17 protein-coding genes and 1 pseudogene are annotated in these 15,424 nt (G+C 51.5%); 8 read left to right on the top strand and 10 right to left on the bottom strand.

Translation table 11 applies throughout. The features are described 5' to 3' along the window. Nucleotides 1-136 precede the first annotated feature (136 nt). Together panE and yajL are read left to right on the top strand one after the other, a co-directional pair. On the top strand, nucleotides 137-1,048 hold the full coding sequence (gene panE, locus A1WG_RS07035) for a 2-dehydropantoate 2-reductase (protein ID WP_000705856.1): 912 nt from the start codon (nucleotides 137-139) through the stop codon (nucleotides 1,046-1,048). Next, the gene (yajL, locus tag A1WG_RS07040) at nucleotides 1,011-1,601 is read left to right on the top strand and encodes a protein deglycase YajL (RefSeq protein ID WP_001515887.1); all 591 of its coding nucleotides are present in this window, start codon (nucleotides 1,011-1,013) and stop codon (nucleotides 1,599-1,601) included. Before panE ends, yajL begins: the two co-directional genes overlap by 38 nt. 52 nt (nucleotides 1,602-1,653) lie before the next feature. On the opposite strand, the gene thiI is transcribed toward yajL, so the two are convergent. After that, nucleotides 1,654-3,102, bottom strand: a complete 1,449-nt coding sequence (gene thiI / locus A1WG_RS07045; protein ID WP_000668664.1) for a tRNA uracil 4-sulfurtransferase ThiI — start codon at nucleotides 3,100-3,102, stop codon at nucleotides 1,654-1,656. A 205-nt stretch (nucleotides 3,103-3,307) separates the two neighbouring features. Here thiI and xseB point away from each other — a divergent pair, with 205 nt between their 5' ends. From xseB to yajO, 4 genes are all read left to right on the top strand, one after another. Beyond that, nucleotides 3,308-3,550, top strand: a complete 243-nt coding sequence (gene xseB / locus A1WG_RS07050; protein ID WP_001124936.1) for an exodeoxyribonuclease VII small subunit — start codon at nucleotides 3,308-3,310, stop codon at nucleotides 3,548-3,550. Further along, on the top strand, nucleotides 3,550-4,449 hold the full coding sequence (gene ispA, locus A1WG_RS07055; protein ID WP_000347244.1) for a (2E,6E)-farnesyl diphosphate synthase: 900 nt from the start codon (nucleotides 3,550-3,552) through the stop codon (nucleotides 4,447-4,449). The genes xseB and ispA overlap by 1 nt, the downstream gene beginning before the upstream one ends. A 24-nt stretch (nucleotides 4,450-4,473) precedes the next feature. Next, complete coding sequence (gene dxs / locus A1WG_RS07060) at nucleotides 4,474-6,336, top strand: 1-deoxy-D-xylulose-5-phosphate synthase (RefSeq protein WP_000006775.1); 1,863 nt, start codon at nucleotides 4,474-4,476, stop codon at nucleotides 6,334-6,336. A 256-nt stretch (nucleotides 6,337-6,592) separates the two neighbouring features. Beyond that, complete coding sequence (gene yajO / locus A1WG_RS07065; RefSeq protein WP_001199769.1) at nucleotides 6,593-7,567, top strand: 1-deoxyxylulose-5-phosphate synthase YajO; 975 nt, start codon at nucleotides 6,593-6,595, stop codon at nucleotides 7,565-7,567. 87 nt (nucleotides 7,568-7,654) lie between these two features. On the opposite strand, the gene pgpA is transcribed toward yajO, so the two are convergent. The 6 genes from pgpA to nrdR form a co-directional block, all read right to left on the bottom strand. Next, nucleotides 7,655-8,170: a phosphatidylglycerophosphatase A gene (gene pgpA, locus A1WG_RS07070; protein ID WP_001515886.1), complete on the bottom strand. Its 516-nt coding sequence runs from the start codon at nucleotides 8,168-8,170 to the stop codon at nucleotides 7,655-7,657. Further along, nucleotides 8,148-9,125, bottom strand: coding sequence for a thiamine-phosphate kinase (gene thiL, locus A1WG_RS07075; RefSeq protein ID WP_001515885.1), 978 nt, complete (start codon nucleotides 9,123-9,125; stop codon nucleotides 8,148-8,150). The genes pgpA and thiL overlap by 23 nt, the downstream gene beginning before the upstream one ends. A gap of 77 nt (nucleotides 9,126-9,202) precedes the next feature. Continuing rightward, the gene (gene nusB / locus A1WG_RS07080; protein ID WP_000801121.1) at nucleotides 9,203-9,622 is read right to left on the bottom strand and encodes a transcription antitermination factor NusB; all 420 of its coding nucleotides are present in this window, start codon (nucleotides 9,620-9,622) and stop codon (nucleotides 9,203-9,205) included. A gap of 19 nt (nucleotides 9,623-9,641) precedes the next feature. Continuing rightward, complete coding sequence (gene ribE / locus A1WG_RS07085) at nucleotides 9,642-10,112, bottom strand: 6,7-dimethyl-8-ribityllumazine synthase (RefSeq protein WP_001021161.1); 471 nt, start codon at nucleotides 10,110-10,112, stop codon at nucleotides 9,642-9,644. 88 nt (nucleotides 10,113-10,200) lie between these two features. Beyond that, nucleotides 10,201-11,304: a bifunctional diaminohydroxyphosphoribosylaminopyrimidine deaminase/5-amino-6-(5-phosphoribosylamino)uracil reductase RibD gene (gene ribD / locus A1WG_RS07090; RefSeq protein ID WP_001150410.1), complete on the bottom strand. Its 1,104-nt coding sequence runs from the start codon at nucleotides 11,302-11,304 to the stop codon at nucleotides 10,201-10,203. A gap of 3 nt (nucleotides 11,305-11,307) precedes the next feature. Then, nucleotides 11,308-11,757, bottom strand: a complete 450-nt coding sequence (nrdR, locus tag A1WG_RS07095) for a transcriptional regulator NrdR (RefSeq protein WP_000543535.1) — start codon at nucleotides 11,755-11,757, stop codon at nucleotides 11,308-11,310. Nucleotides 11,758-11,906: 149 nt separating this feature from the next. Here nrdR and A1WG_RS07100 point away from each other — a divergent pair, with 149 nt between their 5' ends. Both A1WG_RS07100 and tsx read left to right on the top strand, forming a co-directional pair. After that, nucleotides 11,907-12,446, top strand: a complete 540-nt coding sequence (locus A1WG_RS07100; RefSeq protein ID WP_001515884.1) for a SadB/YajI family lipoprotein — start codon at nucleotides 11,907-11,909, stop codon at nucleotides 12,444-12,446. Between the two features lie 297 nt (nucleotides 12,447-12,743). After that, a complete protein-coding gene (gene tsx, locus A1WG_RS07105) occupies nucleotides 12,744-13,628 on the top strand; it encodes a nucleoside-specific channel-forming protein Tsx (RefSeq protein WP_001515883.1) in 885 nt (294 codons plus the stop codon). Between the two features lie 38 nt (nucleotides 13,629-13,666). Here the strand turns inward: tsx and yajD are convergent, their stop codons facing one another. The 3 genes and pseudogenes from yajD to secF form a co-directional block, all read right to left on the bottom strand. Then, on the bottom strand, nucleotides 13,667-14,014 hold the full coding sequence (yajD, locus tag A1WG_RS07110; RefSeq protein WP_001515882.1) for an HNH nuclease YajD: 348 nt from the start codon (nucleotides 14,012-14,014) through the stop codon (nucleotides 13,667-13,669). Nucleotides 14,015-14,101: 87 nt separating this feature from the next. Beyond that, nucleotides 14,102-14,254, bottom strand: a pseudogene (locus A1WG_RS0122130) (type II toxin-antitoxin system RelE/ParE family toxin); the annotation flags it as partial. Between the two features lie 192 nt (nucleotides 14,255-14,446). Next, nucleotides 14,447-15,418 carry a protein translocase subunit SecF gene (secF, locus tag A1WG_RS07115; protein ID WP_000046634.1) on the bottom strand — a complete coding sequence of 324 codons (972 nt, stop codon included), beginning with the start codon at nucleotides 15,416-15,418 and terminating at the stop codon, nucleotides 14,447-14,449. Between the last annotated feature and the right edge of the window lie 6 nt (nucleotides 15,419-15,424).

Genomic DNA, 15,424 nt, shown 5'->3' with positions numbered 1-15,424 from the left:
CATAATACCTGCAAAGTTAAATAACAGACAGTCCTGCGCCAGGACGCATCCCTTAATTGTGCATGGTCACAACACCATGCACAATTAAGGGATAGCCTTATTGAACACCCGGTGTGGTTGCGGGTGAGGAGGAACAATGAAAATTACCGTATTGGGATGCGGTGCCTTAGGGCAATTATGGCTTACAGCACTTTGCAAACAGGGCCACGAAGTTCAGGGCTGGCTGCGGGTGCCACAACCGTACTGTAGCGTGAATCTGGTTGAAACAGACGGTTCGATATTTAACGAATCTCTGACCGCCAATGATCCAGATTTTCTGGCCACCAGCGATCTGTTACTGGTGACGTTGAAAGCCTGGCAGGTGTCTGATGCCGTCAAAAGTCTGGCATCAACACTACCTGTAACCACACCAATTTTGCTGATCCACAACGGCATGGGCACCATTGAAGAGTTACAGAACATTGAGCAACCTTTACTGATGGGCACGACCACCCATGCAGCGCGCCGCGACGGCAACGTCATCATTCACGTGGCAAGCGGTATTACTCATATAGGCCCGGCGCGTCAACAGGATGGTGATTACAGCTATCTGGCAGATATTTTGCAAACCGTTTTACCTGACGTCGCCTGGCATAACAATATTCGCGCCGAGCTGTGGCGAAAACTGGCGGTTAACTGTGTGATTAATCCGCTGACTGCCATCTGGAATTGCCCGAATGGCGAATTACGTCATCATCCGCAAGAAATTATGCAGATATGCGAAGAAGTTGCGGCGGTGATTGAACGCGAAGGGCATCATACTTCTGCGGAAGATCTGCGTGATTATGTGATGCAGGTGATTGATGCTACGGCAGAAAACATCTCGTCAATGCTGCAGGATATTCGCGCGTTGCGCCATACAGAAATCGACTATATCAACGGTTTTCTGCTACGTCGTGCCCGCGCGCATGGGATTGCTGTACCGGAAAACACCCGCCTGTTTGAAATGGTAAAAAGAAAGGAGAGTGAATATGAGCGCATCGGCACTGGTTTGCCTCGCCCCTGGTAGTGAAGAGACTGAAGCGGTCACCACTATCGACCTGTTGGTTCGCGGTGGCATTAATGTCACTACTGCCAGCGTCGCCAGCGATGGCAACCTGGCAATTACCTGCTCGCGCGGCGTGAAGCTGCTGGCGGATGCGCCGCTGGTCGAAGTGGCCGATAGCGAATATGACGTGATTGTACTGCCTGGTGGGATCAAAGGTGCAGAGTGTTTTCGTGACAGCACCCTACTGGTCGAAACGGTTAAACAGTTCCACCGTTCCGGGCGTATCGTTGCGGCGATTTGTGCTGTGCCAGCCACGGTGTTGGTGCCGCACGACATCTTCCCGATTGGCAATATGACCGGCTTCCCGACGCTGAAAGATAAAATTCCCGCAGAACAATGGCAAGACAAGCGCGTCGTCTGGGACGCACGCGTAAAATTGCTGACCAGCCAGGGGCCAGGCACGGCTATTGATTTTGGTCTGAAAATTATCGACCTGCTGATTGGGCGCGAGAAAGCCCATGAAGTCGCATCACAACTGGTGATGGCGGCAGGGATTTATAATTATTACGAGTAATGTCGATGCGGTAAGCGTCGCATCTGGCCAGATGCGACGTAAATACCCATAATTACGGGCGATACACTTTCACATTCTTAAAGCCCTGCTCGCGCAGATAGAGCGCCTGCAAGCGGCTCATCACCCCGCGCTCACACCACAACAGCCAGGTTTTGCTCTGGTCGAGATCGCCAAATTTAGTGCTCAATTTGTAGAACGGCAGGGAAACTACATCGATCCCTTCGACTTTCAGCGGTTTATCTTCCTGTTCATCGATAGAGCGAATATCGAGGATCACGTCATTCGGGCCGAAGCCATTGACGGTTTCCACTTCCACCACTTCCTGCTCGGTCTGCTGGGCGATTTCGCGAATATCAACGTTATTCGCTTCCTCAACCACTTTGTCGAGAATGCTGAAGTCGAACTTCTCTTCTTCCGCTTCAATCTTCGACTTAACCGCTTTCACCGTCGGGCTTTTGGAGATCACGCCGCAATATTCCGGCATCGTGCGGGCAAAGTCTTCAGTGCCAATCTGACGAGCAAGGTTAATGATGTGCTCTTTGTCGTAAGAGATCAGCGGACGCAGGATTAGCGTGTCAGAAACGTTATCAATCAGACGCAGGTTGGTCAGCGTCTGACTGGACACCTGGCCCAACGCCTCGCCAGTCACCAGCGCCTGTACGCCGTAACGCTCAGCCACTTTAGATGCGGCACGCACCATCATACGTTTGAGAATGACGCCCATCTGACCGTCGTCGATTTTCTCAAGAATTTCACCGACTACCGGTTCGAAGTTAATGGCGACAAAACGCACGCGGTGAGAGCTGCCAAAGCGATTCCACAGATAATGTGCCACCTGACGAACACCAATTTCGTGTGCCGCGCCGCCGAGGTTAAAGAAGCAGTAATGCACACGGCAACCGCGGCGCATCAGCATATAACTGGAAACGCCAGAGTCGAAACCACCAGAGATCAGCGACAGCACATCTTCCTGGGTGCCTATCGGGAAACCACCAATACCTTCGTAGCGGCCTTTGATCAGCAGCAGACGATCGTCTTCCACTTCCAGATGGACAGTCACATCCGGGTTAGTCAGCTTCACGCGAGCGGATTCAATATGTTGATTCAAGCCACCGCCGACGTAACGTTCCACATCAATCGAGCTAAAATCGTGCTTACCGCGACGCTTCACGCGTACACAGAAGGTCTTACCTTCCAGTTGGTCACGGTACTGAACCAACGCTTTCTCGAAAATATCGTGCATGTCGGTAAACGGCACGTCTTCGACTTCGAGAATATGGTGGATACCCGGAATGCGGGTCAAAGCGTCGCGAATTGCCAGACGCTGGTTTTCATCTTTCGCGCGAACTTCGATGTTATCCCAGTGACGGACAACTGCGAGCGTCTCATCATAGTGCTTTAAAACGTTACGAATATTCCCGGTAAGGATTTTTATAAAGCGCAAGCGCACAGATTGGCTCTTGATGGTGATTTCCGGGAACAATTTAATGATAAACTTCATGGCGGCAATGGTTCTTTGGCAAGTCTTAAGCGACTTGTTTGGGGAAAAATACAGCAGCCCACACCTGCGGCTGCATCCAGGCGCGGAAGTATACCACTAACATCGCTTTGCTGCGCATATCACCTTACCATTGCGCGTTATTTGCTATTTGCCCTGAGTCCGTTACCATGACGGGGCGTAAAATATTGAGAGTCAGACATTCATTATGCCGAAGAAAAATGAGGCGCCCGCCAGCTTTGAAAAGGCGCTAAGCGAGCTGGAACAGATTGTGACCCGTCTGGAAAGTGGCGACCTGCCGCTGGAAGAGGCACTGAATGAGTTCGAACGTGGCGTGCAGCTTGCACGTCAGGGGCAGGCCAAATTACAACAAGCCGAACAGCGCGTACAGATCCTGCTGTCTGACAACGAAGACGCCTCTCCAACACCTTTTACACCGGACAATGAGTAATGGACTTTCCGCAGCAACTCGAAGCCTGCGTTAAGCAGGCCAACCAGGCGCTGAGCCGTTTTATCGCCCCACTGCCCTTTCAGAACACTCCCGTGGTAGAAACCATGCAGTATGGCGCATTATTAGGTGGTAAGCGCCTGCGACCTTTCCTGGTTTATGCTACTGGTCAAATGCTCGGCGTAAGTCTGAATACTTTGGACGCACCAGCAGCAGCCGTAGAGTGTATCCACGCTTACTCATTAATTCATGATGATCTACCGGCAATGGATGATGACGATTTACGTCGTGGTTTACCCACCTGTCATGTGAAGTTTGGCGAAGCGAACGCCATCCTCGCCGGGGATGCTTTACAAACGTTAGCATTCTCGATTTTAAGCGATGCGGATATGCCAGAAGTTTCAGACCGTGACAGAATCGCGATGATTTCAGAACTGGCAAATGCCAGCGGTATTGCCGGAATGTGTGGCGGCCAGGCGTTAGATTTAGACGCGGAAGGCAAACACGTACCTCTGGACGCACTTGAACGTATTCATCGTCATAAAACAGGTGCGTTAATTCGTGCCGCCGTTCGTCTTGGTGCGTTAAGCGCCGGAGATAAAGGACGTCATGCCCTGCCAATACTCGACAAGTATGCAGAGAGCATCGGTCTTGCCTTCCAGGTTCAGGATGACATCCTGGATGTGGTGGGAGATACTGCAACGTTGGGTAAACGTCAGGGTGCCGACCAGCAGCTTGGCAAAAGTACTTACCCTGCACTTCTGGGACTTGAGCAAGCCCGGAAGAAAGCCAGAGATCTTATCGACGATGCTCGCCAGTCGCTGAAACAACTGGCTGAACAGTCGCTCGATACCTCGGCACTGGAAGCGCTAGCGGACTACATTATCCAGCGTAATAAATAAACAATAAGTATTAATAGGCCTCTGATGAGTTTTGATATTGCCAAATACCCGACCCTGGCACTGGTCGACTCCACCCAGGAGTTGCGACTGCTACCAAAAGAGAGTTTACCGAAACTCTGCGACGAACTGCGCCGTTATTTACTCGACAGCGTGAGCCGTTCCAGCGGACACTTCGCCTCTGGGCTGGGCACGGTCGAACTGACCGTGGCGCTGCACTATGTCTATAACACTCCATTTGACCAGTTAATCTGGGATGTGGGGCATCAGGCTTATCCGCATAAAATTTTAACCGGACGCCGCGACAAAATCGGTACTATCCGCCAGAAAGGCGGCCTACACCCGTTCCCGTGGCGCGGCGAAAGCGAATATGACGTGTTAAGCGTCGGGCATTCATCAACCTCCATCAGTGCCGGAATCGGTATTGCGGTGGCTGCCGAGAAAGAAGGTAAGGATCGCCGCACCGTCTGCGTAATTGGCGACGGCGCGATTACCGCAGGCATGGCATTTGAAGCGATGAACCATGCGGGCGATATTCGTCCTGATATGCTGGTGATCCTCAACGACAACGAAATGTCGATTTCCGAAAATGTCGGCGCGCTCAACAACCATCTGGCACAGCTACTTTCCGGTAAACTTTACTCATCACTGCGCGAAGGCGGTAAAAAAGTCTTCTCTGGCGTGCCACCAATTAAAGAACTGCTCAAACGCACTGAAGAACATATTAAAGGCATGGTAGTGCCTGGCACGCTGTTTGAAGAGCTGGGCTTTAACTACATCGGCCCGGTTGACGGTCACGACGTGCTGGGGCTTATCACCACGCTAAAAAATATGCGCGACCTGAAAGGCCCGCAGTTCCTGCATATCATGACCAAAAAAGGTCGTGGTTATGAACCAGCAGAAAAAGACCCAATCACTTTCCACGCCGTGCCTAAATTTGACCCGTCCAGCGGTTGCCTGCCCAAAAGCAGCGGCGGTCTGCCGAGCTATTCAAAAATCTTTGGCGACTGGTTGTGCGAAACGGCAGCGAAAGACAACAAGCTGATGGCGATTACGCCGGCGATGCGTGAAGGTTCCGGCATGGTCGAATTTTCACGGAAATTCCCGGATCGCTACTTTGACGTGGCAATCGCTGAGCAACACGCGGTGACTTTTGCCGCTGGTCTGGCGATTGGCGGGTACAAACCGATCGTGGCTATTTACTCCACCTTCCTGCAACGCGCCTACGATCAGGTGCTGCATGACGTCGCAATTCAAAAGCTACCGGTTCTGTTCGCCATCGACCGCGCGGGCATTGTTGGTGCTGATGGTCAAACCCACCAGGGGGCTTTTGATCTCTCCTTCCTGCGCTGCATCCCGGAAATGGTCATTATGACCCCAAGCGATGAAAACGAATGTCGCCAAATGCTTTACACCGGTTACCACTACAACGATGGCCCGTCAGCGGTGCGTTACCCGCGCGGCAATGCAGTTGGCGTGGAACTGACGCCGCTGGAAAAACTGCCGATTGGTAAAGGTATCGTGAAGCGTCGCGGTGAAAAACTGGCGATCCTCAACTTTGGTACTTTGATGCAGGAAGCGGTGAAAGTCGCTGAATCGCTAAATGCTACGCTGGTCGATATGCGTTTTGTGAAGCCGCTTGATGAAGCGTTAATTCTGGAAATGGCCGCCAGCCATGAGGCGCTGGTCACCGTTGAAGAGAACGCCATTATGGGCGGCGCAGGCAGCGGCGTGAACGAAGTATTGATGGCACATCGTAAACCGGTGCCAGTGCTGAATATTGGCCTACCGGACTTCTTTATTCCACAAGGAACGCAGGAAGAAATGCGCGCCGAACTCGGCCTCGATGCCGCCGGAATGGAAGCCAAAATCAAAGCCTGGCTGGCATAATCCCTACTCCACTCCTGCTATGCTTAAAAGATTGTTCATAGACTCTAAATAATTCGAGTTGCAGGAAGGCGGCAAACGAGTGAAGCCCCAGGAGCTTACATAAGTAAGTGACTGGGGTGAACGACAAATCCGCATGGAGCGGATTTGAACGCTGTTTGCAGCGGCCCTGTTAAGGGTGAGGCCATGGATGGGCCGAATAACTTGCAGCCGCAGCACATGCAACTTGAAGTATGACGAGTATAACGGGAGTGGCAGCATGCAATACAACCTCTTAGGGAAAACCGACCTTCGCGTTTCCCGACTTTGCCTTGGCTGTATGACCTTTGGCGAGCCAGATCGCGGTAATCACGCATGGACGCTGCCGGAAGAAAGCAGTCGCCCAATAATCAAACGCGCCCTTGAGGGCGGCATTAACTTTTTTGATACCGCGAATAGCTATTCCGATGGCAGCAGCGAAGAGATCGTCGGTCGCGCATTGCGGGATTTCGCCCGTCGCGATGACGTGGTCGTCGCGACAAAAGTTTTCCATCGTGTCGGTGACTTACCAGAAGGATTATCCCGCACGCAAATTTTGCGCTCTATTGACGACAGCCTGCGTCGTCTCGGCATGGATTATGTCGATATCCTGCAAATTCATCGCTGGGATTACAACACGCCGATTGAAGAGACGCTTGAAGCCCTGAACGACGTCGTAAAAGCCGGAAAAGCGCGTTATATCGGCGCGTCATCAATGTACGCCTCCCAGTTTGCTCAGGCGTTGGAACTGCAAAAACAGCACGGCTGGGCGCAGTTTGTCAGTATGCAGGATCACTATAATCTGATTTATCGTGAAGAAGAACGCGAGATGCTGCCGCTGTGTTATCAGGAAGGCGTGGCGGTTATTCCGTGGAGCCCGCTGGCACGGGGCCGTCTGACGCGTCCGTGGGGTGAAACCACTGCACGACTGGTTTCTGACGAAGTGGGAAAAAATCTCTATAAAGAAAGCGATGAGAATGACGCGCAAATAGCTGCCCGTTTAGCCGGTGTAAGTGAAGAACTGGGCGTTACGCGGGCACAAGTTGCACTGGCATGGCTATTGAGCAAACCCGGCATTGCCGCACCGATTATCGGAACTTCGCGGGAAGAACAGCTAGATGAGTTACTGAATGCGGTGGATATCACGTTGAAGCCGGAACAAATTGCCGAGCTGGAAACGCCATATAAACCGCATCCGATAGTGGGATTTAAATAGGTATGCAGGTCTGATAAGACGCGGCAAGCGTCATATCAGACATCGCGCACAACCGCCGGATACAGCGTGAACGCCTTACCCGGCCTGCTACAGAATACCCATCGGCCAGTGATGGCCGATAAAATAGAGTATTCCAGCGGAAATCACTCCGGCGACAATATCGTCGATCATGATCCCCATGCCACCATGCACATTGCGATCAAACCAGCGGATCGGCCACGGTTTCCACATATCCAGAATCCGGAAAATGACAAACCCGGCAGCGACCCACTGCCAGTCATTGGTCGGCAGCGCCATCAGGGTGATCCACATGCCGATAAACTCATCCCAGACGATACTGCCGTGATCGTGCACACCCATATCTTTCGCCGTCTGATGGCAAAGATAGACGCCGATGCAGATCCCCAGCATTACCACCAGTGAGTAGAGTTGCCAGGGCAAAAAAGTCATCAGATACCAGAAGGGGATCGCCGCCAGCGAGCCCATCGTACCTGGAACAATCGGGCTTAACCCACTCCCAAACCCCGTAGCCAACAAGTGCCACGGGTTACTCATCTTCAGGCGACTTTTCGCGACATCTTTATGGCGTGGCAAAATGGTCATATCCTTTCCAGTCAACCGTGACAGGTTCGCCGTCACGCACAAAACAAAGCCCTTCGATATCGGCGGTCATTTGCCCGATACAAGTAAACGGTACGCCCAGGTGCCCCAGAGCAACATCCAGCGCGCCACGGTTAAGCTCCGGCACAGTAAAGCACAACTCATAATCTTCGCCACCAGAGAGCGCCCAACGCAGCGCCTGTTCCGGTTCAACATGACGTGAAAGTGCGTCAGAGAATGGCAACAATGTCAGATCAATTCGTGCGCCGCAGTCGCTGGCTTTCACGATATGCCCGAGATCGGAGATCAGACCGTCAGAGAGATCGATGGCTGAACTCGCCAGATCGCGCAGTGCCTGCCCCTGTAAAATACGCGGCGATGGGCGGAGATGACGTTTTATTAAATACTCCGCATCTTTAGCATCTGCAACCTGCAAACGGTTTTGCAAAATCGCCAGCCCGGCGGCGCTATCGCCCGGCGTACCGGTCACATAGATCCAGTCACCCGGTTTCGCACCTGAGCGCGTTAAAGCTCGTCCCATCGGGACAAAGCCGTGGATACCCAACGTCATTGATAGCGGTCCACGCGTGGTATCGCCGCCAATGAGCTGCATATCGTAATAATTGAGGAGCTCGAAAAGACTGTCGCTGAAGGATTCAAGCCACGCTTCGTCCACGTTCGGTAAAGTCAATGCCAGCGTCAGCCAGGCTGGATCGGCCCCCATCGCCGCCAGATCGCTTAAGTTTACCGCCAGTGCTTTATACGCCAGATCAGCAGGATCGATGTCAGGGAGGAAATGGTTACCCGCCACCAGCGTATCAGTGCTGATTGCCAGGGTCTGTTTCTCGGGGATATTGAGAAGTGCACAATCGTCACCGATGCCAAGTTCGACATCAAGACGAGAGCTTCTTACTCGGTCAAAATAACGGGCAATCAGGGAGAACTCGCCACATGCCATACGTTACGCCTCAGCAGGTAAAAAAGAAAAGGCCGGCGAGTGCGGAACTGTTTTCCGTTACTCTACCGGCCTGGATATCACTTTTTGTTAGGGCGAATCACAGGTGCTGCTTTATCGAGTACACCGTTGACGAACTTATGGCTGTCTTCTGCGCCGAACGATTTCGCCAGCTCGATCGCTTCGTTAATAGCCACTTTGTACGGCACATCGCTACGTTTAGACAGCTCGTACAGCGCAATGCGCAGTACCGCTTTTTCTACCTGGCCCAGCTCTTCCAGCAGGCGAGACAGATATGGCTTCATCAGTCCGTCGAGGTATGCGGTGTTAGTCGCCACCCCGGCCAGCAGCTCACGGAAGTACAGGATGTCAACGTCTTTTACATCCTGTTCAGCCAGGAACTGGTATTCAACATCAGCGATGTCGTTCTGGGACAACTGCCAGGAGTAGAGCGCCTGGACGGCACACTCACGAGCGCGGCGACGAGCAGCAGGTTTCACGGATTTCCCCTTACTAATTTCAGGCCTTGATGGCTTTCAACACATTAATCATTTCAAGCGCGGTCAGTGCAGCTTCTGCACCTTTGTTACCAGCTTTGGTGCCAGCACGTTCGATCGCTTGTTCAATGCTTTCGGTGGTCAACACACCAAAAGCAACCGGAATTTCGCTGTCCTGGGCAACATGCGCCAGGCCGTTGCTTGCACCGCCAGCGACATATTCAAAGTGGGCAGTGCCACCACGAATAACGGTTCCCAACGCAATCACCGCGTCGTATTTACCGGTTTTTGCCAGTGCGCCTGCCGCCAGCGGCAGCTCATAGGCACCAGGCACCCAAACAACGGTAATGTTTTCATCTTTTACCTGACCGATACGTTTCAGTGCGTCAATCGCACCTTCCAGCAGGCTGTCATTGATAAAGTTGTTGAAACGCGCAATGGTGATGGCGACGCGAGCGTCCGGGGTAGCAACGTTAGCTTCAATAATGTTCATTTTTTTCCTTCGGGTTCGAGTATGGCCCCGCAGGGGGGCGGATTTTAGCATAATATTTCGTGCGCTGCTTCCCTTTCGAGCCGGGAGATCATGCGCCCACTAAATGCAGGCAAACATCCGGGCCTACATGACGTATCTCTTTGAATTTAAATTGGGGCGCGTCGGCTAATTTCTCAAGCCCCGGCAGCGTACATAATCCGCGGGCGTCGCTGCCTAATAGTTTAGGTGCGATATAGACAATCAGTTCATCGACTAAACCCGCCTGTAGCAGTGCTCCAGCGAGCGTTGGCCCCGCTTCCACCCAGATGCTGTTAATTTGCTGTTTACCCAGTTGCATCATCAGCACAACCAGATCCAGATGACCTTTATGTTCTGGAATCAGCAAGGTGCGCACCGTTTCCGGCCATTCACGAGAATCATCCTGAGTGCGCGCGAACCAGGTTTCACCCGGCTGCTGCACAATGCGATGTTCCGGCGTTACGCGATTTTGGCTATCAATCACAATGCGTACCGGCTGGCGTAGATTTTGTTGCGGATAAAGCGCCTGAGTTTGTTCATCCAGTTCAGACCAACGCACCGTTAAAGCCGGATCGTCCGCCAGCACCGTGGCGCTGCTGGTTAAAATAGCATGACTTTGCGCACGCAAACGCTGAACATCGCGACGCGCCTGGGGGGAAGTGATCCACTGGCTTTCGCCGTTGGCCATCGCCGTGCGGCCATCAAGCGACGCGCCAAGTTTCAGTTGGATATAAGGAAAGCCAGTGCGCATCCGCTTAAGAAAGCCTTTATTCAACGGCTCGGCTTCGCTCATCATCAGGCCGTGGCTGACGTCAATCCCTGCTTGTTGCAGACGATAAAGTCCACGCCCTGCGACCTGCGGGTTAGGATCCTGCATTGCGGCAACCACACGCGCCACGCCAGCAGCAATTAGCGCATCACAGCACGGTGGTGTACGACCATGATGGCTACAAGGTTCGAGTGTCACATACGCAGTTGCACCTTTGGCTTTTTCACCCGCCATGCGCAACGCGTGTACCTCGGCATGTGGTTCACCCGCACGGTGATGATAACCTTCACCGACAATTTCGCCATCTTTGACAATGACGCATCCGACATTCGGATTGGGATGCGTGGTGAAACGTCCTCGTTGCGCCAGCTTTAGCGCCCGCGCCATGTAATACTCATCCTGCACGGTTTAGTCCTCCAGGCGCGCGATCTCTTCGCCAAATTCTTTGATATCTTCGAAACTGCGATAGACAGAGGCAAAACGGATATAGGCGACTTTATCGAGTTTTTTCAATTGCTCCATCACCAGATTGCCAATCATCTTGCTCGGCACCTCGCGCTCACCGGTGGCGCGGAGCTGTGACTTTATATGGTTAATCGCCATTTCGACATCATCGGAACTTACCGGACGTTTTTCCAGCGCCCGCAGCATTCCGCTACGCAATTTTTCTTCATTAAACGGTTCGCGCACGTCGTTGCTTTTAACAACGCGTGGCATAACCAGTTCCGCCACTTCAAACGTGGTGAAACGTTCATTACACACCAGACACTGCCGACGGCGGCGTACGGATGAACCCTCGCCCACGAGACGAGAGTCAATAACCTTAGTGTCCACGGCGAAACAGAATGGGCAATGCATACGGCATCCTGACCAGGTGGTTAACAGAAATCTATTTTACCCTGAACTGACGATACAACAAAGGCGCAACGCTTTTGAGACAAAGGATCGATGTTTTCGCTGCTTTTTCCCTCTACCATTAGGCTAATTGCGACAAGAAAGGGACAAGCATGAACACTCACGTTTTTCGACTGCTCTTGCTGGGAAGCCTGTTCAGCTTAAGCGCCTGTGTACAGCAAAGCGAAGTACGACAGATGAAACAAAGCGTCAGCACGCTGAATCAAGAGATGACGCAACTCAATAAAGAGACCGTCAAAATCACTCAGCAAAACAGGCTGAATGCACAATCCAGCAGTGGGGTTTACCTTCTGCCGGGAGCAAAGACACCAGCGCGTCTGGAAAGCCAGATCGGCACCTTACATATGTCGCTGGTGAATATTACGCCAAATGCAGATGGCACTACGCTGACGCTGCGTATTCAGGGCGAATCCAATGATCCCTTACCCGCGTTCAGCGGAACCGTTGAATATGGGAAAATTCAGGGAACAATCGACAACTTTCAGGAGATCAATGTGCAGAATCAATTGATTAACGCCCCTGCCAGTGTCCTCGCGCCCAGTGATGTTGATATTCCGTTACAGTTAAATGGCATTTCAGTGGATCAGTTAGGCTTTATACGCATCCACGACATTCAACCTGTTATGCAGTAAACGTTTCGCGGGGCATTTTGTGTGTCCCGCAACATCTTTCCCCATCATTTTGTTATTCCGCTTACATCACCCGGATTGATAGTAAAAGTTTGCAACAAAGGTGAAAGTCAGTACAATCCCCGCCCGAATGTGTGTAAACGTGAACGCAATCGATTACGTAAATGATAGAACTGTGAAACGAAACATATTTTTGTGAGCAATGATTTTTATAATAGGCTCCTCTGTATACGAAATATTTAGAAACGCAATTTGCGCCTTTTTCACTCCCGTAAGGGATTTTCAAACAGTGGCATACATATGAAAAAAACATTACTGGCAGCCGGTGCGGTACTGGCGCTCTCTTCGTCTTTTACTGTCAACGCAGCTGAAAACGACAAACCGCAGTACCTTTCCGACTGGTGGCACCAGAGCGTTAACGTTGTCGGAAGCTATCACACCCGTTTCGGACCGCAGATCCGCAACGATACCTACCTGGAGTACGAAGCATTCGCTAAAAAAGACTGGTTCGACTTCTATGGTTACGCGGATGCGCCGGTATTCTTCGGCGGTAACTCCGATGCAAAAGGTATCTGGAACCACGGTTCTCCGCTGTTTATGGAAATCGAACCGCGTTTCTCCATCGACAAACTGACTAATACCGATCTCAGCTTCGGTCCGTTCAAAGAGTGGTACTTCGCGAACAACTACATCTACGACATGGGCCGTAACAAAGATGGTCGCCAGAGCACCTGGTATATGGGTCTGGGTACGGACATCGATACTGGCCTGCCGATGAGCCTGTCCCTGAACGTGTATGCGAAATACCAGTGGCAGAACTACGGCGCAGCGAACGAAAACGAGTGGGACGGCTACCGTTTTAAAGTGAAATACTTTGTACCGATTACCGATCTGTGGGGCGGCCAGTTGAGCTACATCGGTTTCACCAACTTCGACTGGGGTTCCGATCTGGGTGATGACAGCGGTAACGCAATCAACGGTATTAAAACGCGTAGCAATAACTCTATCGCTTCCAGCCATATTCTGGCGCTGAACTATGATCACTGGCACTACTCTGTCGTCGCGCGTTACTGGCATGACGGTGGTCAGTGGAACGACGATGCAGAACTGAACTTCGGTAACGGCAACTTCAACGTTCGCTCTACCGGTTGGGGTGGTTACCTGGTAGTAGGTTACAACTTCTGATTATGAAAATGCCGGATCTTGTATCCGGCATTTTTTTATCACTTCTTCTTGTTCATCATCGCTTTTAAATCAGCGAACGGATTGTATTTCGCTTCGCCAACATCTTTCTGCGCATCTTCCCCTGCGATAACGGTCGTACCATACTGATCTGCCTCGGTATATTTCGAATGTTCATGATCGTGGCAATAAAGACACAGTAATTCCCAGTTACTACCATCTTCCGGGTTGTTGGTATGGTCGTGATCAATATGGTGCACAGTTAGCTCACGCAGGTTGGAATAGACAAACTCGCGGGAACAACGTCCACACACCCACGGATAGAGTTTCAGCGCCTTTTCACGATAACCGCTTTCTAACCGCGCATAGTTTTTGGGGATGACAGCCATAATAAATTACCTGGAAGAAATGTAGGGTTACGCGCAGTTTCCCAAGATGTAGGGATTTTCGCAATCCTGAGTAAATAAATTCTCACATTACCAGTGACGGCGAGGTTCCATCTGCTGATGAAGAATACGCGCAATGAGAATGTCATCTACTCTTATAACGTAATAAACAGTATGAAACCTAAATGCGATATTCTTTACCTCTGGAACCGCATCATAGTCTTGCCCTATCCCGGGCATTTTCTAGTTATTCGCCAACGCTTACTAAGGTAATTTTGCGCATAAGCGATCCCCACGTATTAACTATTAATACAAAGTATATGTCAGAACTATCTCTACAACCAAAGCTGTATCCAGTTCAATATGCAATAACCAAAAAAAACCGCAGCGCAAAAACGCCACGGTTTTTTTTAACTGAACGGCTTTAAAACACCCTTACGGCAGAATTGACGGTTGATCCGCCCCTTCTTTTTCCACTTTCTGCTGCAGCATGTGCTCACGCTTCATGCCCAGTTTCAGAGCCAGTGCCGATGCTACGTAGATAGAAGATGCCGTACCGATGGAAACACCAATTAGCATGGTCAGCGAGAAGCCTTCCAGCACCGGGCCACCGAAGAGATACAGCATCAGGATAACCATCAAAGTAGTACCGGATGTGATCAAAGTACGGTGCAGCGTCTGGGTCAAGGACACGTTAAAGATTTCGTAAGGCGTACCGCGACGGATTTTGCGGAAGTTTTCACGAATACGGTCCGATACCACGATACTGTCGTTAAGTGAGTAACCGATGACCGACATCAACGATGCCACAATGGTCAGGTCAATCTCGATATGGAATAACGACAAAATACCCAGCGTAATGATAACGTCGTGTGCCAGCGCGATAACCACCCCTGCCGCCAGTCGCCACTCAAAGCGGAAACCCACGTAGACAAGGATAGACAGCAGCGCCGCCATCAACGCCATCGCACCGGTTTGCGCAAGGTCTGCCCCCACGCTCGGGCCGACGAACTCAATACGCTTCACCGCCGCGTTCTGGTTGGTAGATTCGTTAATAACTTTCAGAACCTGACTACCCAGCACCTGACCGCCTATTTCGCCTTCAGCAGGCGGCATACGGACCATGATGTCGTGGCTGCTACCGAAGTTTTGCAGCATCGGCTCTTCAAAGCCCGCTTTCTGCAATGCATCACGCATTACGTCAATTTCAGCCGGTTTTTCGAGCGTAATTTCGATAACCGTACCACCGGTAAAATCCAGCCCCCAGTTAAAGCCACGCACGCCCATAATGACGATAGCAGCAATTAACAGCAGACCAGAGATGCCGAAGGCCCAGTAGTCCCAGCGCATAAAGTCATAGACTTTACGACCGTGGTTTAGTTGTTCAACAGTATATTCCTGTGCCACATCGCA

Origin of the sequence: Escherichia sp. KTE96 (assembly GCF_000408525.1) — a bacterium.
GTDB lineage: Bacteria > Pseudomonadota > Gammaproteobacteria > Enterobacterales > Enterobacteriaceae > Escherichia > Escherichia marmotae.
Note: the sequence above shows the minus strand (reverse complement) of the source record. Positions and strands in the feature narration are given on the sequence as shown.

Coding starts and splice junctions, on each gene's coding strand:
- yajL (WP_001515887.1), top strand. CDS start 1,011: ATGAGCGCATCGGCACTGGTTTGCCTCGCCCCTGGTAGTGAAGAGACT.
- ispA (WP_000347244.1), top strand. CDS start 3,550: ATGGACTTTCCGCAGCAACTCGAAGCCTGCGTTAAGCAGGCCAACCAG.
- yajO (WP_001199769.1), top strand. CDS start 6,593: ATGCAATACAACCTCTTAGGGAAAACCGACCTTCGCGTTTCCCGACTT.
- ribE (WP_001021161.1), bottom strand. CDS start 10,112: ATGAACATTATTGAAGCTAACGTTGCTACCCCGGACGCTCGCGTCGCC.
- pgpA (WP_001515886.1), bottom strand. CDS start 8,170: ATGACCATTTTGCCACGCCATAAAGATGTCGCGAAAAGTCGCCTGAAG.
- nrdR (WP_000543535.1), bottom strand. CDS start 11,757: ATGCATTGCCCATTCTGTTTCGCCGTGGACACTAAGGTTATTGACTCT.
- thiL (WP_001515885.1), bottom strand. CDS start 9,125: ATGGCATGTGGCGAGTTCTCCCTGATTGCCCGTTATTTTGACCGAGTA.
- tsx (WP_001515883.1), top strand. CDS start 12,744: ATGAAAAAAACATTACTGGCAGCCGGTGCGGTACTGGCGCTCTCTTCG.
- dxs (WP_000006775.1), top strand. CDS start 4,474: ATGAGTTTTGATATTGCCAAATACCCGACCCTGGCACTGGTCGACTCC.
- panE (WP_000705856.1), top strand. CDS start 137: ATGAAAATTACCGTATTGGGATGCGGTGCCTTAGGGCAATTATGGCTT.
- xseB (WP_001124936.1), top strand. CDS start 3,308: ATGCCGAAGAAAAATGAGGCGCCCGCCAGCTTTGAAAAGGCGCTAAGC.
- thiI (WP_000668664.1), bottom strand. CDS start 3,102: ATGAAGTTTATCATTAAATTGTTCCCGGAAATCACCATCAAGAGCCAA.
- yajD (WP_001515882.1), bottom strand. CDS start 14,014: ATGGCTGTCATCCCCAAAAACTATGCGCGGTTAGAAAGCGGTTATCGT.
- A1WG_RS07100 (WP_001515884.1), top strand. CDS start 11,907: ATGAACACTCACGTTTTTCGACTGCTCTTGCTGGGAAGCCTGTTCAGC.